General features: G+C 62.5%; 19 protein-coding genes. 3 read left to right on the forward strand and 16 right to left on the reverse strand.

Annotation, left to right across the window (positions count from 1 at the left end):
• Position 1: 1 nt before the first annotated feature.
• The 9 genes from GKC30_RS12105 to GKC30_RS12145 form a co-directional block, all read right to left on the reverse strand.
• On the reverse strand, positions 2-2134 hold the full coding sequence (locus tag GKC30_RS12105) for an ATP-dependent helicase (protein WP_155935025.1): 2133 nt from the start codon (positions 2132-2134) through the stop codon (positions 2-4).
• Positions 2135-3442, reverse strand: coding sequence for an alkaline phosphatase family protein (locus tag GKC30_RS12110; RefSeq protein ID WP_367614123.1), 1308 nt, complete (start codon positions 3440-3442; stop codon positions 2135-2137).
• Positions 3439-4329, reverse strand: a complete 891-nt coding sequence (locus GKC30_RS12115; protein WP_155935027.1) for a DUF2156 domain-containing protein — start codon at positions 4327-4329, stop codon at positions 3439-3441. The genes GKC30_RS12110 and GKC30_RS12115 overlap by 4 nt, the downstream gene beginning before the upstream one ends.
• Positions 4326-5729 carry an MATE family efflux transporter gene (locus GKC30_RS12120; RefSeq protein ID WP_155935029.1) on the reverse strand — a complete coding sequence of 468 codons (1404 nt, stop codon included), beginning with the start codon at positions 5727-5729 and terminating at the stop codon, positions 4326-4328. The genes GKC30_RS12115 and GKC30_RS12120 overlap by 4 nt, the downstream gene beginning before the upstream one ends.
• Positions 5730-5960: 231 nt before the next feature.
• The gene (locus GKC30_RS12125) at positions 5961-6677 is read right to left on the reverse strand and encodes an energy-coupling factor ABC transporter ATP-binding protein (protein WP_155935031.1); all 717 of its coding nucleotides are present in this window, start codon (positions 6675-6677) and stop codon (positions 5961-5963) included.
• Positions 6674-7456, reverse strand: coding sequence for a cobalt ECF transporter T component CbiQ (cbiQ, locus tag GKC30_RS12130; RefSeq protein WP_367614124.1), 783 nt, complete (start codon positions 7454-7456; stop codon positions 6674-6676). The genes GKC30_RS12125 and cbiQ overlap by 4 nt, the downstream gene beginning before the upstream one ends.
• Positions 7457-7581: 125 nt before the next feature.
• Positions 7582-8145, reverse strand: a complete 564-nt coding sequence (locus GKC30_RS12135) for an HDIG domain-containing metalloprotein (protein WP_155935033.1) — start codon at positions 8143-8145, stop codon at positions 7582-7584.
• A gap of 150 nt (positions 8146-8295) precedes the next feature.
• Positions 8296-9249 (reverse strand): ABC transporter ATP-binding protein, encoded by a 954-nt coding sequence (locus GKC30_RS12140; RefSeq protein ID WP_367614135.1) that lies wholly within the window; start codon positions 9247-9249, stop codon positions 8296-8298.
• Between the two features lie 12 nt (positions 9250-9261).
• Positions 9262-10224 carry an ABC transporter ATP-binding protein gene (locus GKC30_RS12145; protein ID WP_155935046.1) on the reverse strand — a complete coding sequence of 321 codons (963 nt, stop codon included), beginning with the start codon at positions 10222-10224 and terminating at the stop codon, positions 9262-9264.
• 89 nt (positions 10225-10313) lie between these two features.
• Here GKC30_RS12145 and trmFO point away from each other — a divergent pair, with 89 nt between their 5' ends.
• Entirely contained in the window at positions 10314-11642 is a 1329-nt protein-coding gene (trmFO, locus tag GKC30_RS12150; protein ID WP_155935048.1) for a methylenetetrahydrofolate--tRNA-(uracil(54)-C(5))-methyltransferase (FADH(2)-oxidizing) TrmFO, read from the forward strand.
• Between the two features lie 118 nt (positions 11643-11760).
• Positions 11761-13065 carry an O-acetylhomoserine aminocarboxypropyltransferase/cysteine synthase family protein gene (locus tag GKC30_RS12155; protein ID WP_155935050.1) on the forward strand — a complete coding sequence of 435 codons (1305 nt, stop codon included), beginning with the start codon at positions 11761-11763 and terminating at the stop codon, positions 13063-13065.
• 270 nt (positions 13066-13335) lie between these two features.
• Here GKC30_RS12155 and GKC30_RS12160 read toward each other — a convergent pair whose 3' ends face one another.
• The 7 genes from GKC30_RS12160 to GKC30_RS12190 form a co-directional block, all read right to left on the reverse strand.
• Positions 13336-13668: a ferredoxin-thioredoxin reductase catalytic domain-containing protein gene (locus GKC30_RS12160; protein ID WP_155935052.1), complete on the reverse strand. Its 333-nt coding sequence runs from the start codon at positions 13666-13668 to the stop codon at positions 13336-13338.
• A 2-nt stretch (positions 13669-13670) separates the two neighbouring features.
• Complete coding sequence (locus GKC30_RS12165; protein WP_155935054.1) at positions 13671-13922, reverse strand: glutaredoxin family protein; 252 nt, start codon at positions 13920-13922, stop codon at positions 13671-13673.
• A 69-nt stretch (positions 13923-13991) separates the two neighbouring features.
• A complete protein-coding gene (locus GKC30_RS12170; RefSeq protein WP_367614125.1) occupies positions 13992-14882 on the reverse strand; it encodes an amino acid ABC transporter permease in 891 nt (296 codons plus the stop codon).
• 13 nt (positions 14883-14895) lie between these two features.
• Positions 14896-15738 (reverse strand): transporter substrate-binding domain-containing protein, encoded by an 843-nt coding sequence (locus GKC30_RS12175; protein ID WP_155935056.1) that lies wholly within the window; start codon positions 15736-15738, stop codon positions 14896-14898.
• 140 nt (positions 15739-15878) lie between these two features.
• A complete protein-coding gene (locus tag GKC30_RS12180; protein ID WP_155935058.1) occupies positions 15879-16727 on the reverse strand; it encodes an amino acid ABC transporter permease in 849 nt (282 codons plus the stop codon).
• A gap of 110 nt (positions 16728-16837) precedes the next feature.
• Complete coding sequence (gene tmk / locus GKC30_RS12185) at positions 16838-17479, reverse strand: dTMP kinase (RefSeq protein WP_155935060.1); 642 nt, start codon at positions 17477-17479, stop codon at positions 16838-16840.
• A complete protein-coding gene (locus GKC30_RS12190; RefSeq protein WP_155935062.1) occupies positions 17455-18495 on the reverse strand; it encodes a 3'-5' exoribonuclease YhaM family protein in 1041 nt (346 codons plus the stop codon). The genes tmk and GKC30_RS12190 overlap by 25 nt, the downstream gene beginning before the upstream one ends.
• Positions 18496-18651: 156 nt before the next feature.
• Between GKC30_RS12190 and surE the strand changes: the two genes are divergently transcribed.
• Positions 18652-19413, forward strand: coding sequence for a 5'/3'-nucleotidase SurE (surE, locus tag GKC30_RS12195; RefSeq protein ID WP_155935064.1), 762 nt, complete (start codon positions 18652-18654; stop codon positions 19411-19413).
• The last annotated feature ends 54 nt before the right edge of the window (positions 19414-19467 follow it).

Consider the following 19467-nt stretch of genomic DNA (forward strand, 5'->3'; position numbering starts at 1 on the left):
GTCAAAGCATTTCAAGATAATCCCCAATGATGGTCTTGATGCCGAAACCGGGGAAGTTCACCTTGTATTTGTTGGGCTCTGGGCAGGCGATGATTTTCCCCCGGCCGAAAATCTTGTGGATGCAGAAGCCCAGTTTATCCGGTTTCGCCGGGGGGCTGGCGGCTGTGACAGCAGGCGGGGCGTCCTGCATTGTGGCCGCGCCAGGGGATGGCCGGGTGTTTGCCTGACGCCGAACCTCCAGTCCGCCGGAGTATGATTCCCTGATAGGAGTATAGACCGTATCGGGCAGCTCAAGGACAAAGGGGCTGGGCAAGGTCGGGTCGGAAAGTCCGCTTTGGCGGTTGTAGACCGAGCCGGGAACGAAGAGCTTGAGGCAATGCTTGGCCCGGGTGCAGGCCACATACATCAGGCGGCGCTCCTCCTCCATATCCTCGGGTCGTTGCATGGCCCGCCGCGAGGGAAAGCGGTCTTCGACCAGGTCGATGAGGATGACCGCGCTCCATTCAAGGCCTTTGGCCGAGTGGACTGTGGACAGGACTACCGCGTCTTCCTTTCGTTTCTCCTCGTCCGGGTCGCCGTCGAGGCTTAGGTCGCCCAGCATCTGGTCCATGTCGACGTAATTGACCGCGATCTGGCCGAGCTGCTCCAGTCCGGCCTGGCGTTTGGGGTAGTCGTCCGGGTATTTGTCGATGAGGATGGGCTGGTAGAAGACCAGCAGCCGTTCCAGCACGGCCGACGGCCTGCCCCCCATGGTGCGCAGCCCGTCGAGTTCATTCAGGATGTCCCTCAGGGATTCATGCTTTTTGGTGGCAGTGGCCAAGTATTTGGCGTCGTCGGTGTGCATGGCCTTGTAGATTTTGGCCACGGTCTTGGGGCCGACGCCCTTGACATGCTCCAGGGCCCGTTGCCAGGCCATGAGGTCGTGGGGATTGACCACCAGCCGCAGCAGGGCGAGTACGTCCTTGATGTGCGCCGCTTCGTGGAAGCGGATGCCCCCGAATTTCTGGTAATCAATGCCCACCCTGGTCAGGGCCACCTCAAGGGGAAACGACTGGTAGCCTGCCCGGAAGAGAACGGCAACCTCGTGCAGCGGGTACTTCCTGCCCAGGTCGAGGATCTGGTCCACCACCAGCCGGGCCTGGGTCTGGTCGCTGATGGGGTGGATCAATTCGGGTAGGGTGTCGCCGGGCAGGTCCGAGTAGAGATGTTTGTCGAATTTGGTGGCAGCGCCGCGCAATATCTCGTTGGTCAGGTCGAGGATGGGCTGTTTCGAGCGATAGTTCTTTTCCAGACGGATGATCTTTGTGCCCTCGAAAATGTTTGGGAAATCAAGAATGTTCGCCACGTTGGCACCTCGGAAAGCGTAAATGGACTGGGCGTCGTCGCCCACGGCCATGACGTTGCCGCCCTCACCTGCCAGATGCTTGACGATACGCGCCTGGACCAGATTGGTGTCCTGATACTCGTCCACCATGATGTAGCGGTAGCGGGTGCGCAATTGGTTGCGCAGGGGCTCGTTGCCCGCCAGGAGCGAGTCGAGCAGGAAGAGCAGGTCGTCGTAGTCCACCAGGGCGTGCTGGCGCTTGAAGGCGGCGTAGCCTTCGGCAATGGCGTTGAGATCATCAAGGTAGGGCGAGAGGTGGTATGCCTCGCGCTCCAGGACCGCCTCAATGGGAATCTCCTTGTTGCGCGATTTGGTGATCATGTCGAGCAGGGTGGCCTTCTTGGGGTAGGAGCGGTCGCCCTTGCCGAGTTTGAGCGTTTCCTTGACATCGCGGCACACGGCCTCGCAGTCGGAGCGGTCCATGAGGGTGAATCCGCCCGGAAACCCGATGTCCTGGGCGTTGCGGCGCAGGGTGGCGTAGGCAAAGGAGTGGAAGGTCCCGCCGCTGGTGGCGTTGAGGGAGTGGCCGAGGATGGTTCCGGCGCGGAGCAGCATCTCCTGGGCTGACTTGCGGGTGAAGGTGAGCAGCAGGATCTGGGCCGGGTCCACCCCCTGGCGCACCAGGTGGGCCAGACGGTAGACGATGGTTCTTGTCTTGCCCGAGCCCGCTCCGGCGATGACCAATACCGGGCCTTCGGTGGTCAGCACCGCCTCGCGCTGGGCGTCGTTGAGTTCGGTGTGCAGGTCCATTTACGCTTCCTGGGCCGATAGGTTGAAATGGTCGAGGATGGCCGCCCCTACATCGCGCATGCGTCCGGGCCGCAGGCCAGCCGTATCGGCAAAGATGGCCCCGTGGGCGGTGTGTGCCCCGGTGCGGCCATGGAGGCCGAAAATCTCCTCGCGATCGAACTTGGCCTTGAGGTCGAACCCCGGCCGTGCCAGGCAGACGAGGTCGGGCACTTGGGCGCACCGCGAGCCGGGATACAACTCGTCCGAGGTGTAGACATGCTCCATGACCGGCTCGCCGTCAAATGTCAGGCCGCGCAGTCCGTCGCGGATGGCAGCGGTCAGGGCGGGTTTTTCCGCCTCGTTGACGCTTCCCCGGGCATAGTCGCGAGTGTGAATGTATATGCGTCCCGGGTCCAGGGCAAAAGCCGCGCTCCGCTCGCCGATGACCCCGGCGTCCCACTCGCTCGACGGTGTTCCTTCTCCCACCAAAAATCCCTGCTGCTTGAGCCAGGTGTTGACGCAAACTTCAACCTGTAGCTGGGTGAAGCCGTGGTCGGCTACCACCATGAGCCGTTTGGGCTCGGGTAGGGAGTCGTAGCGGGCCAGGAAGCGGCTCAGGGCGTCGTCCCAGTGGGCCAGCAGACGCATGCAGTCCAGATGCAGCCGATGGCCCGGATCAAGCACCGCGTCCATAAGAAAGTGAAAGAGCCTGTCCGTTTCAGTGAAGACATGCACGAAAAGATCCCAGGCCAGATCGGGCCAGAGCATGTCCAGGGCGGTCAGGCGTGAGGCCAGGGTGGCTCGCAGTTCGGCCAGAAGATAGTCCGGGTCGCCCGCGCCCCGGCTTGTGTCCGCCTCAAGCCTGTAGTCCGCCTCGGCCAGTCTCGCGGCCAGGAAGGGCGGATGGGCGGCCCGATGCAGCTCGTGGGAGACGAAGCCCGTGATCATCATTCCGCGCAGGGGGCGGACAGGATAGGTACCCGGCAGGTTGATGACGCGGGAAACGAGCCCGGCCGCGCCCAACGTATCGAAGATGGTGGGACAGGCCACCTGCCCACTGTCGGCTATGGACAACTGATAGGTGTGCGGATTCAGGCGCGAGAAACCGAAGACGCCGTGTTTTTCCGGCCCCTTGGCGGTGAACAGCGAAGTCCAGTTGACCGGCGACAATTCGGGCAGCTCGGCCTGTATTGTGGTCGCGTTTTCGGTCAGTCGCCGGATGGCGGGCAGGGATGCGCCCAGTCGGCGGGCGAGGTCAAGGGGCAGACCATCCAGGCCGAGTACGACCAGCCGATGGCGGCGCGATGCTGACGAGAGGAGAATGCTCACGACGCCCGGGTCAGTTCAGCCTCGTACTTCTTGAGGAAGAAGACGGGGTTGTAGGAGAGCTTGGCCTTGCGCAAGCCCTGGTCGCCCAGGTCCTGCTCCCGGTTGACGTTGGTGTATTCGGCGCCGTCGTTCTCCAGGAACATTTGATTTATGGCCTGATACACGCCCTTGTAGCGGATGTCGCCCTTTTCGAAGTGGATGACGATGGAGTCCTCGCACAGAGGTTCGGCCACGGTATAGGCGATGACCTTGCCGTCCACGCGCAGGGTCGCGCCCATGAGGCCGGTGATCTGGTCGAAGTTGTGCAGCACGCGGGTGATGGCGCGGTTTTCCGCCTTGAGCGCCTCGGAGGGGTTGTTTTCCTCGTACCACTTGTACCATTCGTCCTGCATTTCGAGAACTTCTTCCACGCACTCGGGGCCCATGGACTCGTAGCGGAAGTCATACCCTTTGATGAACTGGTTGAGCAGGTTCTTTTTCTTGTGGAATTTCTTGCCCGTGAGGCTGATCAGCTCTTCCACCGAGTAGATGTAGTCCCAGTGGTCCCGGCTCTCGGTGATGGTGATGTCGTCGCCGTAGGCGGCTTTCCAGAGGGCTGCCAGCTCCTCGGGAACACGGGTGAAGCGGGCGCTTTCGCGCATGGCGCGGCAGGTGGCCCAGTCGTATTTTTCCCACGGGCCGACAGGAGCCCAGTGGATCACCTCGGGCTTGGTCTGGCGGACGAAGCACATGTCCTTGTGAAAGGCCCACTCCAGTCCGTAATGCTCGCTCCAGCCGAAGATGTTGGCAAAGGAGAAGTCGCTGGTCAGTAATTGCGGACAGCCGGTCAGGGCTGCATGGTATTCCTTTTGTCTGTCGAGGGACACAGGGGCGAAATCGAGGGTCATGCAATGTCCTTGAAGGCAGCGTTGGAGCCGTTGCGCATCTTGACCATGGAGAAACGCTGCCAGTTTTTGAAGGTGAAGAAATAGAGCAGGATCAGGGCCTGGACGGCCTGGGAACAGAACATGGCGATCCAGATGCCTTCGGCGCTGTCCAAGGCATGGTGGCCGAGCCACCAGGCCAGGGGCAGACGCAGCAACCAGATGGAGCTGCCCAGGATCAGCATGTTGTATAGGGTCGCCCCTGCGCCGTTGAAGGCTCCGGCCAGGATCAGGGTGGTCAGGGTGAAGGGAACGGCAAGCACGTTCCATTTCAGGTAGCTGACGGCCTCGGCGGCCACGGCAGCGTCCCGGGTGAGCAGGGCGACCCAGGGGGTGACGAATTGCCAGATGACTATGGTGAACAGACAGATGGAGACCATGCCCAGTCCCAGGATGCGAAAGCCCACCCGTTTTGCTTCCGCGGGCTGGCGTGCGCCCAGTGCGTTGCCAACCAGTATTCCTGCGGTCATGTTAAAGGCCATGGCAGGCAGGAACAGCAATGCCTCGATGCGCAGGCCGATGGCCATGCCCGCCAGGGCGTTGACCGCGTCGCGGGGCAGGCTCCCGGTGATGGTGTAGAGGACCAGATAACCGGAATGCCAGATGATCTGCATCAGCCCGGACGGCCAAGCTACTTTGAGGAGATAGGGCATGGCGCGTTTGGCCCAGCGCATGGGGGCGAAGCTTGACGGTTTAAGTAAGCCCTTGCGCCACAGCGCGACGATATTGAGCGCCGCGCCCGCGGCAACCGAAGCGAATGTGGCCCAGGCCAATCCCTTGAAGCCGAGGTTGGGCATGCCCCACCAGCCGAGGCCCAGACCGATGTCGAGCACCGTGTTGGTGGCCGTGACCAGGATCATGCAATAGAGGGGGTACATGACTTCTTGCCGTGCCCGGAAGATGGCATTGGTAATGATGAGCAGATAGTAGGGGGGCAGCACAAGGAGATACACTTCAAGGAAGTATTCGGTGATGGGCCGCAAGTCGTCGGGCACCTGGAGCGCGGTGACAAGCCAGCCTTTCATGGGCAGGACAACAGCCAGGAACAGGCCGCCGATCAGGACAGCGAGAATGAGGCACAGCCCGATGTAGCGCTGCACCCGTCTGTGGAGGCCGGCGCCCATGGATTGGCTGATGGCCGCCACTGCGCCGTTGGCCACGGCCTGAGCCAAGACCAGCAGGAAGAAAAGGGACTGGGTGATGATGCCAAGGGAAGCCTGGACTTCGCGGTTGATGTGCCCTGCCACCCATACATCGGTCAACCCGATGAGAAAATGGAAAAACATCATCAGCAGCTGAGGCCAGGCCAGATGCCAGATGGTGCGGTATGATGTTTTATTGATCGCGTCGGGGGTGTCGGGCATCAGTGGTCGCCTTTGAGGAATGTGCCGCAAGCGGTTCGGTATCGGTGAATTATAAGGCCGTATCCCGGGTTGCCAAGATCCAGGCGGCGCTTTTCCGGGAAAGTTGTCATTCGGTCCCGGGCGCGTCGGGTGGAGGGGGGCAAGTTTGCGCAAATGCGGCCCTGCGGTCAAGTCGCAAGACGAAGCCGGGTCGGGGTGGCTTGGCCCTGAGCGGCGCGATTCGGGGATGGCTCAATGCTGGTGCGGGATGTCGCCCTCTTCGTGGACATGGACATGAGCGTGCGGGGTGAGGCGGCCGGGTACGATGCGGCCGCCGCGCAGGGCTATGAGCGTGTCCGTGGTGGCGGCCAGGAAGTCGGGTTCGTGGGAGACCACGAGGCGGGCCATGGGCAGTCCGGTCAGGATGGACACCAGCCGTTCCCTGGACTCGGGAGAAAGGCCGGTGGTGGGCTCGTCGAGCACCAGCACTTCCGGCTGCATGGACAGAATGGTGGCCAGGGCCACAAGCTTCTTTTCACCGCCCGAGAGCCGATAGGGCACATGGTGCTCAAAGCCTGCGAGTCCTACGGTGGCCAGGGCTTCGGTGGCCCGCTGTCTGGCCTTGTCCCGTGACAGCCCCTGGTTGAGCGGGCCAAAGGCCACATCGTCGAGCACGGTAGGGCAAAACAGCTGGTCGTCGGCGTTCTGAAACAGGAATCCGATGCGAAGTCTGCTCTCGTCAAAGGCCCGGCCGTTGACCATGGTTTCGCCGAAAAGGCGCACATGGCCCCGCTGCGGCGCGAGCAGACCCATAAGAATGTGGAGCATGGTGGTCTTGCCTGCGCCATTGGGACCGAACAGGCCGACCTTTTCCCTCTCGTTGAGACGGAAATTCAACCCGGACAGGCAGATGTCGCGGTCGGGAAAGGCGAATTCGATGTCCGTGAGTTCAATGACGGCGCGAGTCATGCAAGCCCCCTGCGGCTGATCTCAAGCCAGATGAAGGTTGCGGCCATGACGGCACAGCCGACCAAGAGCATCATGTCGCGCCGCGATACCGCGAAGCGGGCCAGGGAGTGGAAGCGGCCCCGGAAGCCCCGGCAGCGCATGGCGTTGTGGACGCGTTCGGCCCGATCCCAGCTTCTGACCAGAAGCATGCCCAGCATCCAGGCCATGGAGCGGTAGGTGTGGCTGTTGGTGCCGGGCGTGAAGCCCCGCACGGCCATGGCACGACGCATAGTGTGGTATTCCTGATGGATAACGAAGAGGTAGCGGTAGGTGAAGAGGAGAATGTGGCAGAGTTTTTCCGGCATCTTGAGCCGCTGCATGGCCGGACCGAGCTCCTGCATGGGAATGGTGCCCATAAGCGCGAGCAGAGTCAGGACGATGGCGTTGGACTTGATCGTGATCAGCAAGGCGAGATCCACGCCCTCGCGGCTTGCCCCCAGCGGGCCGAGGCGCAGGAGCGCCGCATCCAGAGGGCCCGTAGGGACGGAAAAAGGCAGAAATATCCAGAGAAAGACGATGAACACGTTGACCACGGCCAGACGCCGGATCACGGCCAGCGGCCTCAGCCCGGCCAGGAGAGTCAGCCCGGCCCCGGCTGCCAGGGCGAGCAGGGCCGGCGGCAGCCAGTGGACCAGAGCTGTGGTGACAGTGAGCAGCACGGCGCAGCAGAGCCGCACCCGGGGGTCCGTGGTGTGGATGATGGAGTCGCCAAGGGCCAGGGTCTGGTCGATTGCCGCCACATCTGCTCCGGTGTCTTCCGGTGGCCGGAAGGGTTGTCGTCAGCACACTCTGGCGTAGTACAAAGACACCTGCCGCGCAACCATGGGATGATTGCGGTTCGCTTGCTTCATGTGCCGTTGGTCAATCATTCGGGCGCAAGCCCCACTTGGGGCGCGATGTCGGCAACGGCGTCGATAGCTACCTGGAGGAACTCGCCAAGCTCAAGGCCGATGCGTTCACATTCGCGGATGCAGTCTCGGTTGACACTGGCAGCGAACGCTTTGTCCTTCATTTTCTTTTTCAGGCTCTTTGGCTGCATGCCGTCAATGCGGGTGGGGCGGACCAGTGCGCCCGCGTGGACCATGCCGGTGACGGTCTCGCCGCAGCGCAGGGCATGGTCGAACTCGGTTTGCGGCCCCTCGGACCCGTTCATTTCCGAGGCGTGGCGCCTGATGGCGTCCAGGGCCTCCTGCGGCAGCTTGTCGGCCAGCATGTCCACGGAGTCAAGGCCGTGGCGGGCGTGATTGTCGCGGGTGGCGGCGTAGTCCAGGTCGTGGAGCAGGCCGGTCAGGCCCCATAGTTCCTCGTCGCGCCCGAGCCGACGGGCCAGACCGCGCATGACCGCCTCGGATTCCAGGGCGTGGTGGATCAGATTGGTTTCGTCGTTGTGTCTCATGAGCAGGGTCAGGGCCTCGTTGCGACTGATCATGGCAGGCTCCGCGGGATATTAAAGTTAAACTTTAAGTTTAAGAAAATAAGCATTGATTCAAGGCTATTAAAGATGTCGTAAAGTAAAGTATGCGTCTGGTTGCTTGGAGTCCAGGCACAGTTGCCGACTCTTTTGTGCATGACAGAAAGATCAATGCAGCCAGCAGGCCACCTGGATGCCGGGCGCCACTTCCCGGAGTTCGGGTCGTTGTGCCGGGCAACGATCAAACGCCTTGGGACAGCGGGGGTGGAAGGGGCAGCCCGAGGGCGGGTTCATGGGGCTTGGGAGTTCTCCTTGCAGGGGAATGCGCTTGGTTTGTTGCGCGGGATCGGGTGTGAGCACGGATGAAAGCAGGGCTTCGGTATAGGGGTGCCTGGGGGCGGCGAATATTTCCGCGCCCGGAGCGATTTCCATGATCCGGCCCAGGTACATGACGGCCACCCGATCTGCGATGTGGCTGACCACGGACAGGTCGTGTGAGATGAAAACATAGGTCAGGCCCAGTCGACCCTGCAGAGCCCTGAGCAGCCGCAGGATCTGAGCCTGGACCGAGACATCCAGTGCCGAGACCGGCTCGTCGCAGACGATCAGGTCCGGGTCCAGGGCCAGGGTGCGGGCCACGGCCACGCGCTGGCGTTGGCCGCCGGAGAACTCATGGGGATAGCGCGTGGCGTGCTCGGGACGCAGGCCAACGAGGCCGAGCAGCTCATCCACCCGGGCTCGACGTTCGGCCCGGGTGCCGATGGCGTGGATGTCCAGCCCTTCGCGGATGATGGAGCCGATCTTTTGGCGCGGATTAAGCGACGAGTAGGGGTCCTGGAAGATCATTTGCATCTTGCGGCGCAGCGCCTTTTCGGGCCAGTCGGCCATGTCGCGGCCCTGAAATACGATGTTGCCGGAACTGATGGCCTCAAGGCCCATGATGCACCGGGCCAGAGTGGATTTGCCGCAGCCCGACTCTCCCACCAGACCGAGGGTCTCGCCCTGGCTGACGGTCAGGCTGACGCCGTCCACGGCCCGGACGGCGTCGATCTTGAGGCCCAGCAGGCCGCTGGTGACTCTGTAGTGCTTGCCCACGTCGATGAGTTGGAGAAAGGCGGAAATGGCGGAAACCTCCTATTGATGGAGCCAGCAGCGCACCTGACGGCCGGGGCCGGTCTCAAGGAGCGGCGGCAGCGTTGTGCAGCGTTCAAAGGCGTGTTGGCAGCGCGGTCGGAAGCGGCATCCCTCGGGCAGATCAAAGATGCCGGGCACAATGCCGGGGATGGGGTTCAGCTCGCTCCTGTCGCCCAGCACCGGCACCGAGGCGAGCAGACCCTGGGTATAGGGGTGCAGCGGCTCGGCGAAGAGCGGCCCGACCTCGCACAGCTCCACCACCTTGCCCGCGTACATGATCGCCACCCGTCGGGCCATGCGCGCCACCACGCCAAGATCGTGGGTGATGAGCATCAGCGAGCCGTTCATTCGCGCCTTGAGGTCGTTCATCAGGTCAAGGATCTGGGCCTGGACCGTGACATCCAGGGCCGTGGTCGGTTCGTCGGCGATGAGCAGGGAGGGGTTGCAGGCCAGGGCCATGGCGATCATCACCCTCTGGCGCATTCCGCCGGAAAGCTCGTGGGGATAGGCGCGGGCCACTTTGGCCGGATTGGGGATGCCAACCCGGGCCAGGGCGTCCACAGCCCCGGCCAGGGCAGTGCGTCCGTCCAGTCCCTGGTGCAGCCGCAGCGGCTCGGCGATCTGGTCGTCAATGCGGAAGACCGGGTTCAGCGCGGTCATGGGCTCCTGAAAGATCATGGAGATCTGGTTGCCCCGGATTCGGCGAAGCTCGGATTCGTCCATGGCGAGCAGGTCGCTTCCCTTGTAGAGAATGGAGCCGTCCGTGACCCGCCCCGGCGGGTCGGGCACCAGGCCAAGGATGGACAGGGCGAGCACGGTCTTGCCGCACCCGGACTCGCCCACCACGGCCAGGGTTTCTCCTTGCATTAGGGAGAGGCTGACGGTATCCACCGCCTTGGCGATGCCTTGCGGGGAGGAAAAGCGGGTGGTCAGTCCGCGTATGTCCAGAAGAGTGTCGTGCATTGTCTTTTCCGTCTGGCTTTTCACTGGTTCGCCATTTTGGCCCGTATACGGCATATCGCGGCGAACGTAAACGATACCGGGGATATGAAATGGCACGGGTTGCGATTATCGGCGGCGGTCTGGCCGGGTGCGACTGCGCTTGGCAGCTTGCTCGGGCCGGAGTGTCCGTCGAACTCTATGAAATGAAGCCCCACCTGCGCTCGGAGGCCCATACCGAAGACGGGCTTGCCGAGCTGGTCTGCTCCAATTCCTTCCGAGCCACCGGCCCGGCCGCGGCCATCGGCCTGCTCAAGGAGGAGTTGGACTGCCTGGGCAGTCTGGTCATGGAGGCGGCCCACGCCACCCGTGTTCCGGCGGGCGGGGCGCTGGCCGTTGACCGGGCGCTCTTTTCGGACCACGTCACCCGCAGGATTGGGGAGCATTCGTTGATCACGGTCATCCGCCGCGAGATTGCGGACCTGGACGCACCCGAACTGGCGGGGACCGACGCCGTGGTCGTGGCCGCCGGTCCTCTGGCCAGCCCTACGCTGACGGCCAGTCTGATCCGTGTGGTGGGCGACGAGCGGCTCTATTTCTACGACGCCATCGCGCCCATTGTCACCCGCGAGTCCATCGACTTTGCCAAGGCTTTCTGGGGCTCCCGCTGGAAACCCGAGGACGATGACTATCTCAACTGCCCCATGACCGAGGACGAGTACAAGGCTTTCGTGGCCGAGTTGCTGGCGGGCGGGAAGGTCCGGCCCCGCGACTTCGAGCAGGAGGTCCATTTCGAGGGGTGTCTGCCCGTGGAAGCCATGGCCGAGCGTGGGGAGATGACCCTGGCCTTCGGCCCCCTCAAGCCTGTGGGACTGGTGGACCCGAGAACCGGCGAGCGGCCCTTTGCCGTGGTCCAGCTACGCACCGAGAACCGCGACAAGACGGCCTTCAACCTGGTGGGCTTTCAGACCAAGCTCACCTACCCGGAGCAAAAACGCATTTTCCGCATGATCCCCGGTCTTGAGAAGGCCGAGTTCCTGCGCCTGGGTTCCATCCACCGCAACACCTACGTCAACGCGCCCGATGTGCTTGACGGCGACCTCCAGCTTCGGGCCAGACCCGGTTATTATCTTGCCGGGCAGATCACCGGGGTGGAGGGGTATCTGGAATCCTCTGCCTGCGGGCTCTGGGTGGGGCTGTCGCTGGCGCGGCGGCTGTCGGGCGGGTCAGTGCTTGCGCCGCCTCCCGAGACGGCCCTGGGGGCGCTTCTGGGTCATCTGGCCACAAAGCCCGACAAGCGTTTCCAGCCCTCCAACGTGAACTTCGGCCTCATGCCCGGATTGTCCGGCAAGATGAAAAAGAAATTCCGCAAGGAGGCCTATGGCGCTCGTGCCGTGGAGGCTTTCGCCTCCTGGATCGAACGGGCCGGACTGGGCGGCTGATCCAGGGGGCCGAAACATCAAGGCTTGCCTAAAGGGCGGCTTTTGCGCAAGGTGAAGTGGAGGGACTGCCCGCAAGGCTTGCGGCAGACCGGAATCTATCACTCACAGGAGCGCAACCATGGCTGTCAAACCCCTGGGGCCGCAGACCCTGGCCCTGCATGCGGGACATTCGCCCGATGCCGACACCGGCTCCAGGGCAGTGCCCGTGCATCTGACCACCAGCTACGTCTTTCGCGACACCGAGCACGCGGCCAACCTCTTCGCCCTCAGGGAGCCGGGCTACATATACACCCGGCTGATGAACCCGACCACCGACGTTCTGGAGCGGCGTCTGGCCGAGCTGCACGGCGCTGCCGCAGCGCTGGCCACGGCCTCGGGCATGGCTGCCATTTTCTACGCCGTGACCACCATCACCTCGGCCGGACAGAACATCGTCACGGGCTCCAACCTCTATGGCGGCACCCAAACCCTGTTCGAGCATACCTTGAAGCGCTTCGGCATCGAGGCGCGGTTCGTGGACTCGTCCGACCCTGCCAACTTCGAGGTGGCCATCGACAAGAACACGCGGCTTGTCTACACCGAATCCATCGGCAACCCGCGCTGCAACGTGGACGACATCCAGGGCATCGCCGATGTGGCCCACGCCCACGGTCTGCCTCTGGTGCTTGATGCCACGGTTTCGCCGCCGCCCATGTTCAACGGGTTCGATCACGGGGCCGACATCCTGGTCTATTCCCTGACCAAGATTATCGGCGGCCACGGTACGGCCATCGGCGGAGCCATCGTGGACAAGGGCGAATTCGATTGGGGCGTCTCGGGCAGATACCCCGAGCTGACCGGGCCGGACCCTACCTACGGCGGGGTCAATCTCTGGGAGGCCCTGGGGGGTGCGCAGGGCACTCCCTGCCCGGCGCTGGCCACCAAGGCGCGTATCGGTCTGCTGCGGGACACGGGCGCGGCCCTGTCGCCCATGAACAGCTTTCTCATTCTTCAAGGGCTCGAAACCCTGCCCCTGCGTGTGCGCAGGCATTGCGAGAATGCCCGCAAGGTGGCCGAGTTCCTGGACACGCATTATGCCGTGGAGTGGGTCAACTACGCGGGGCTGCCCGGCCACAAGGACCACGGCCGGGCCTCGGCCATGTTCCCGCTGGGACCGGGCGCGGTCTTCGGCTTTGGCATCAAGGGCGGGCTTGCGGCCGGGCAGCGGTTCATCGAGTCGGTCAGGCTCTGCTCGCACCTAGCCAACATCCTCGACGCCAAGACCCTGGTCATCCATCCGGCTTCGACCACCCATTCCCAGTCCACCCCGGCCGAGCAACTGGCCGCGGGCGTGCCGCCGGACATGATCCGCATCTCTGTTGGCATCGAGGATGTGGAGGACATCATCGCCGACCTGGATCAGGCCCTGGCCAAGTCGCAATGACGCATTGAAAGAAAAGGAAACACCCCGTAATCCTCCAAGGGACAGGAGGTGTCTGATACACTGTGAGTGTCGTCGCATTGCCTGAGGGCGGCATACAGGCAACTTGTTGAGAATGCCCATAATTGTTCTGGACATGGGCCCCAGCAAAAGGGCCACCAGAAATTCCATCATGCTGTACATAAGAATCCCCCTAGCTGTTGGCACAGTAGGGGGATTCCGGTTGTGTAAGGCAAAAGCGATCCGGGGTTTTTCATTGCCGGAGTTTCCGCGTCAGAAGAGAATCTTCTCCGGCGGCCGCCGCTCGGGCACGACCCGCTTTTCGATGGCGTCCTCGTTGAACTCCCGGCTGACGTACAGGCCGCAGAAACAGGCCCCGTACTCGGCTACGTCCGCCTCGCGGTAAACGCAGGGACAGATGATGTCCCGGTCGCTCTCCAGGTCGCCGTTGGCCAGCCGGCAGGGGCAGGCCATGTAGCCCAGGCGTTCCTTGCAGGTGAGCAGGCTCTCCATGAGGGCCATGGTCATCTCCATGTCCTTGTTGAAGAAATACCCTTTGGGTTCCTGAATTTTTCTGAGTCGGTCATAGAGTTCCTTTGCGTCCATGCTCACTCCTTCAGGGCTTCGTCGATCTGGTCCTTGTGGAAGCCCACGATGACCTTGTCCTTGATCACGATGGTGGGAAAGGACACGGCGGGATTGTGTCCTTTGACTTCCTTGATGATCTCCTTGCGCTCGTCGCCGGTCAGCTCGTCCACGTGGACGCATTTGTATTTGATGCCGCATTCGTCCAGGTATTTCTTGGCATTGCGGCAGTGGATACAGGTCGAAAGGGCGTACACCTTGACATCGTCGCTCATTCTGGTGGCCTCCGTTTTGGGTGGTTGGGTGTCGTGCCTGTCGTCCGGCCCGGCGGATGCCGGTGTCGACTATCCGCGTCCGGCGAGGGCAACCTCAAGCCTGCGCACAGCCAGGGAGCAGGCAAAGGTCAGGACAAAATACATGACCAGCACGGTGGTCCATATCTCGAAGCTGCGGTAGGTCGTGGTCATTATCTGCTGAGCCTGGAAAGTCAGCTCTTCGATGGAGATGACCGAGACGATGGCCGAGTCCTTGATGATGGATATAAACTGTCCGGCCAGAGCTGGCAACATGCGCTGCATGGCCTGGGGCAGCACGATGTGGCGCATGGCCCTGGCCCGGCCCATGCCCAGCGCCGTGGCCGCCTCCCACTGGCCGCGCTCCACGGACTGGATGCCCGCCCGCACGATCTCGGCGATGTATGCCCCTTCGATCAGGGCCAGGGTTATCACGGCCGAGAGGAATTGCGGAAAGCGGTCCATCCGTCCGAAGAGCCAGGACATCCCGGCCCGTGTCTCGTCTGACAGGGAGCGCGTGAAGTGGTCCACCCCAAGCCAGTGCATGATCTGATCGCCGATGAAGAAGTAGAAGACGAAGATCAGCACCAAAGGCGGGGTATTGCGGATCAGGCCCACATAGGTGGCGGCCAACTGCCGCGACAGCAGGCGGGGGCTGACGCGCATCAGTCCCGCGGCAGTGCCGATGACCGTTCCAAGCACCCCGGCCCACAGGCTTAAGCGCAGGGTGGTGATCAGCCCCTCGGCGAGCAGGCCGGGCCGCCACGTCCCGGCCGTCTCGTCGAAACGAAACAGATAGTGCCAGACCGCGTCCCATCGCCAGTGGTAGTTCAGTCCGGTGGCGGCGCGATAGGCCATGTAGGCTGTCCCGGCCGCTATCGCCGTCAGCAGGGCGATGTCGAGCAGGGTGATCCGCCGTGCGGGGCTCCCTTTGTCCTTCACTGCGACTCGCCCGCTACTCTATCAGGCTTTCCCATTCGCTGGTGGCGAACCAGTAGTGGTAGCGGTTTTGCAGCCACCCTTTGCTCAATGTCACGCGCACCCAGTTGTCGAGCCAGTTGAGGAAGTCGAGGTCGCCCTTGCGCACGGCAAAGGCGATGGGTTCGCTGGTGAAGTCGTCGTCAAGGGGCAGATAGAGCCTGTTCGCGTATTCGGCCGCCAGATTGGCGGGCAGGGGACTTGAGGCCACCAGGGCGTGAGCCCGGTTGTTGAGCAGTTCCTGGATGGTCTGGGATTCCTCGTCAAAGAAGAGGATCTTGGCCTTGGGCAGAAAGTTCTTGGCAGCCTCGGCGGCCGTGGTGCCCAAGCGCACGGCGATGGTCGTCTCCGGGGTGTTGAACTGTTCCAGGGAGTCGCGCCCTGGGGCCAGCGTGCCTGACGCCACCATGGACATGCCCGAGAATTCGTAAGGGGCGGAGAAGTTCACCTTCAGGTTGCGGGCCGGGGTCACGGACATGCCTCCGATGATGATGTCGAACTTGCCGGTGAGCAGGGCCGGGATGATGCCCGACCACTTGGTGGGCACGAATTCGACATCCACGCCCATGTCCTCGGCCAGTTTTTTGGCGACCTCGATCTCGAAGCCGATGTAATTACCGTCCCTGTCTTTAATGGCCCAGGGTTTGAAGGTGTCGAAGCCGACCCGGATGGTGCCGCGCTTGAGGATTTCCTCAAGCTGGCTTGTCCTGGCGTCGGACGGGGCAGGGGTGGACGATTCCCGGGGGGGCTGGCCGCACCCCTGGGCGAGCAGGACGAGGCAGAGCAGGGCTGCCGTGGCCGTATGGCGGAATAATTTCATGGCGGACTCCTTTGATCCGGCCCCTCAGGCCGGGTTGATGGTCTGGTCTTTCCGGCACGAGGCCTGAGCGAAGGTGACGTGGGACACGCCCAAAATGACTATCATGACGCCTTTGTCGGTCTTGATCGCTCTCCAGATGGTCATGGGATGCGCTCCTGTGGTTGAAAGTCATGGCCGTTGGTCTTGTCGCGCTGCTCAAGCATCCTGGCCGCGCCGGACAGAACGAGGGTCACGGCCAGATACACGGCTGCGACAGTGAACCATATCTCAAAGGTCAGAAAGGTCTCGGCGTCGATCATCCGTCCCTGCTGGGTCAGGTCCATGATGGCGATGGTGCTGACCAGTGCGGAATCCTTGACCAGCGACACGGCCTGGCTGGTCATGGGCGGCAGGACGCGGCGCACGGCCTGGGGCAGGATAATGTGCCGATACATGGCAAAGGGGCTCATGCCCAGGCTCCTGGCGGCCTCCCACTGGCCCGCGTGGATGGAGGTGATGCCTGCGCGAAGGATTTCCGAAGCGTACGCCCCCTCGAACAGGCTCAAGGCAATGACAGCGGCCCAGAAGGCCGGGATGTCGAGGATGGGTGCGATGACGAAGTAGATGAAGAAGAGTTGGATGAGCAGGGGGGAGTTGCGGATCAATTCCATGTAAACCCTGGCCGTGCCGCGAGCCACCAGAGAGGCGGACATACGCATCAGCGCTGTGACAAGACCGATGCACAGCATCAGCCCCATGCTCACGGCGGTGATCTGCAGGGTGACGCCAAATCCCTGCATGAGCGGCCCCCAGGCCAACCCCTGGTCGGTAATCTGCCAAAGATATTTGGGAATCTGATACCACTGCCAGTTGTATCCCGACTGCTGGGTGCCCTCTGCCAGCAGCCAGACCATACCGGCCATGAGGCAGAGGTACAGGCCGGTGTCCGTCAGCGCGTTACGGGCTATTCTCCTGGTCCAGGCTGGCCTCGGGCGGCGTGGTTGCTCCATCTGTTTCCTGTCGGGGCGGCGGGTTGCATGGCAAAAGGGGCTGTCGACATCAGCATAGCATATTTCCCGAGGGTGTCTACGCGCCAAGCCTGTGAAGCTCGGCGGGGGGCTTAGACAAGCCCGGGCTGGTGCGTATCGATGAGCGCCCTGATTCGGCCGAAGACTTCTTCGGGAGCGGAGGAGGCGTCGGCCACCTTGATCCGGTCGCGGTTGAGGGCAGCCCAGGTCAGGTACCCCTCGCGGATTCGGCGGTGGAATGAGAGATGTTCGGCTTCGAAGCGGCCCTCGGCCAGGGTTTTGTCGTCCTCCATGTTGCGCCGGGTGGCCCGGTCAAGGCCCAGTTCGGGATCAAGGTCGAGGACGATGGTAAGGTCCGGCCAGACGCCGTTCACGGCAACTTCGTTGAGCTTTTTGAGCATATCGATGTCCAGGCCGCGCCCAAAGCCCTGATAGACGATGGTCGAGTCAGCGAACCGATCGCAGAGCACCACGCGGCCCGCTTCGAGCTGGGGTTTGATTATCTGGGCCACATGTTGGGCGCGGTCGGCCAGATAGAGGAAGAGTTCGGTGATGGCCGTCAGGTCCGAGTTGTCCACATGCAGAAGCATCTGACGCAGTTCCTGGCCCACGCGGCTTCCACCGGGCTCGCGGGTGAGGAAGACCTCCCTACCCTTGCTCTCTAGGTGGTCGCGCAGTCTTGCGATCTGGGTGGTTTTGCCCGTGCCCTCTATGCCTTCAAAGGTAACAAACATTGATTCTCCGGGATGTCGGTCTTGCGCCTGGTCGTGTCCGGCGTGGCCGGGGCGCGGTAGACGTTGCGTTCGAGGTAGCGCAGATAGGGGGACCATTGCTGTTCGCTGCCGTTCATCTCCCCGTAGGCCTGGTCAATGATGTTCAGCTTGGCGTCCATGTTGTCCGCGAAGTGGAGCACGAATGCCTCAGGGGTCTTGGGACGCACGGGCGAGCCGAATTCGTGCTCGCCGTGGTGGCTGGTGATCAGGTGCCGCAGGTGCAGTTTGAGCGGTTCTTCGAGCTGTCGGCTGCGGGCGAGGAAAGGTTCGAGCCTGTCAAGCCCGATCTGGATGTGGCCGAGAAGGCGGCCTTCGTCGGTGTAGTCGTTGGCCAGTCCGCCGGTCAGCTCCCACGCCTTGCCCAGGTCGTGGAAGACGGCCCCGGCCAGCAGTGTCTGCCGGTCCAGTCCGGGATAGACATCGCACAGGGCCATGCAGGACCGGGCCACACCCAGGGTGTGTTCGACCAGCCCGCCCACATAGGCATGATGCACAGTCTTGCCCCCGGGGGCGGTCATGAAGCGTTCACGGACTTCCCCGCTGCCAAGCACCTTGCGGCAGAACGTGCGCCAGGGTTTATGGCGCATGTGTTCGGTGATCAGGTCTTCGAGTTCTTCCATGAGTCGCGCAGGCGGCGTGGCGCTGGCGGGCATGAAGTCCGCGTAATCCACCTCGTCGGCTGCCGGATCGAGAATCTCCAGATGATCGACCTTCAGCTGGTTCCGATCGCGGTAGCTCTCGACAAAGCCGAGGACCCGGGTCATCTGGCCCGGTTCCAGAAGGGGGTATTCCTGGCTCTTGGGGCTCCATATCTTGCCGTCGATCTTGCCAGTGGCGTCCTGAAATGTCAGACTCCAATAAGGGCCGTTTCTTGATTGCGCCAGGGACGAGGCGGCCAGGACGAACAGGTCGTCCACGCGGATGCCGGGGGTCAGGTCATTTATATATTGCGACTTTTTGGTCACGTGCCTTGCCATCTGTTTGATGTTGTTGTACCCCGCCATCCAGGCCGGAAAGAGGCCGCGGGGCGGGCGGAAGGGGCGTTGACGAGCCCTTGGTGAGCGGTTGAATCCGCTCCGCTTTATGAACCTGATTTCACTCGAATTGTCAAATCGAGTCAGGATGGAGATTTCATGAGAATTTTACTTGCCAACGATGACGGCATTCAGGCCGTGGGCCTTCGCTCCCTGTATTTCGCCCTGGTTGAGGCCGGGCATGATGTGCGCGTGGTTGCGCCGGTCGCAGAGCAGTCGGCCGTGGGTCATGCCGTGACCCTGTCCATGCCTCTTCGGGTCAAGGAGTTTCGTGAAAATGGCTTCAGGGGCCAAGGTGTGTATGGCACTCCGGTGGATTGCGTCAAGCTGGCCCTGTCCACGCTGCTGGATGCCGCGCCGGATCTCGTGCTTTCGGGCATCAATGCCGGGGCAAACGTGGGCGTGGACATCCTGTATTCTGGAACGGTGTCCGCCGCCACCGAAGGGGCGCTGATGGAGATTCCCTCCATGGCCGTGTCCGTGGACGACTTTAACCCCGTGGATCTTTCGGCTCAGGCGAACTATTGCGTCCGGCTGCTGTCCCGCATTCCCTGGGCCGAACTGCCCAAGAAGTGCGTGGTCAATCTCAACTTTCCGGCCTGTCCCATGGACAAGGCGCACGAACTGGTGGTCTGCCCGCACACCCGTGCCTCCTACCGCGACTGGTACGACACCCGTACCGATCCGCGGGGCAGATTCTATTACTGGCTTGATGGGGCGATTCCACCCGAGCGCATCAGTCCCGACCGGGACAGGGCTTTGCTGACACGGGGGCATGTCACTCTGACGCCGCTGCATTTCGATTTCACCGATCGTGACGCCATGGACATGCTGGCGCGGAATCTCGCCACCCCCCGTTGACGAAACGTGTCGGCGAACGTAGAGATTGTGTCATTACCCGGAGAGTGATCTTGA

The sequence above is a fragment of the Pseudodesulfovibrio alkaliphilus genome (assembly GCF_009729555.1).
GTDB classification, from domain to species: domain Bacteria; phylum Desulfobacterota; class Desulfovibrionia; order Desulfovibrionales; family Desulfovibrionaceae; genus Pseudodesulfovibrio; species Pseudodesulfovibrio alkaliphilus.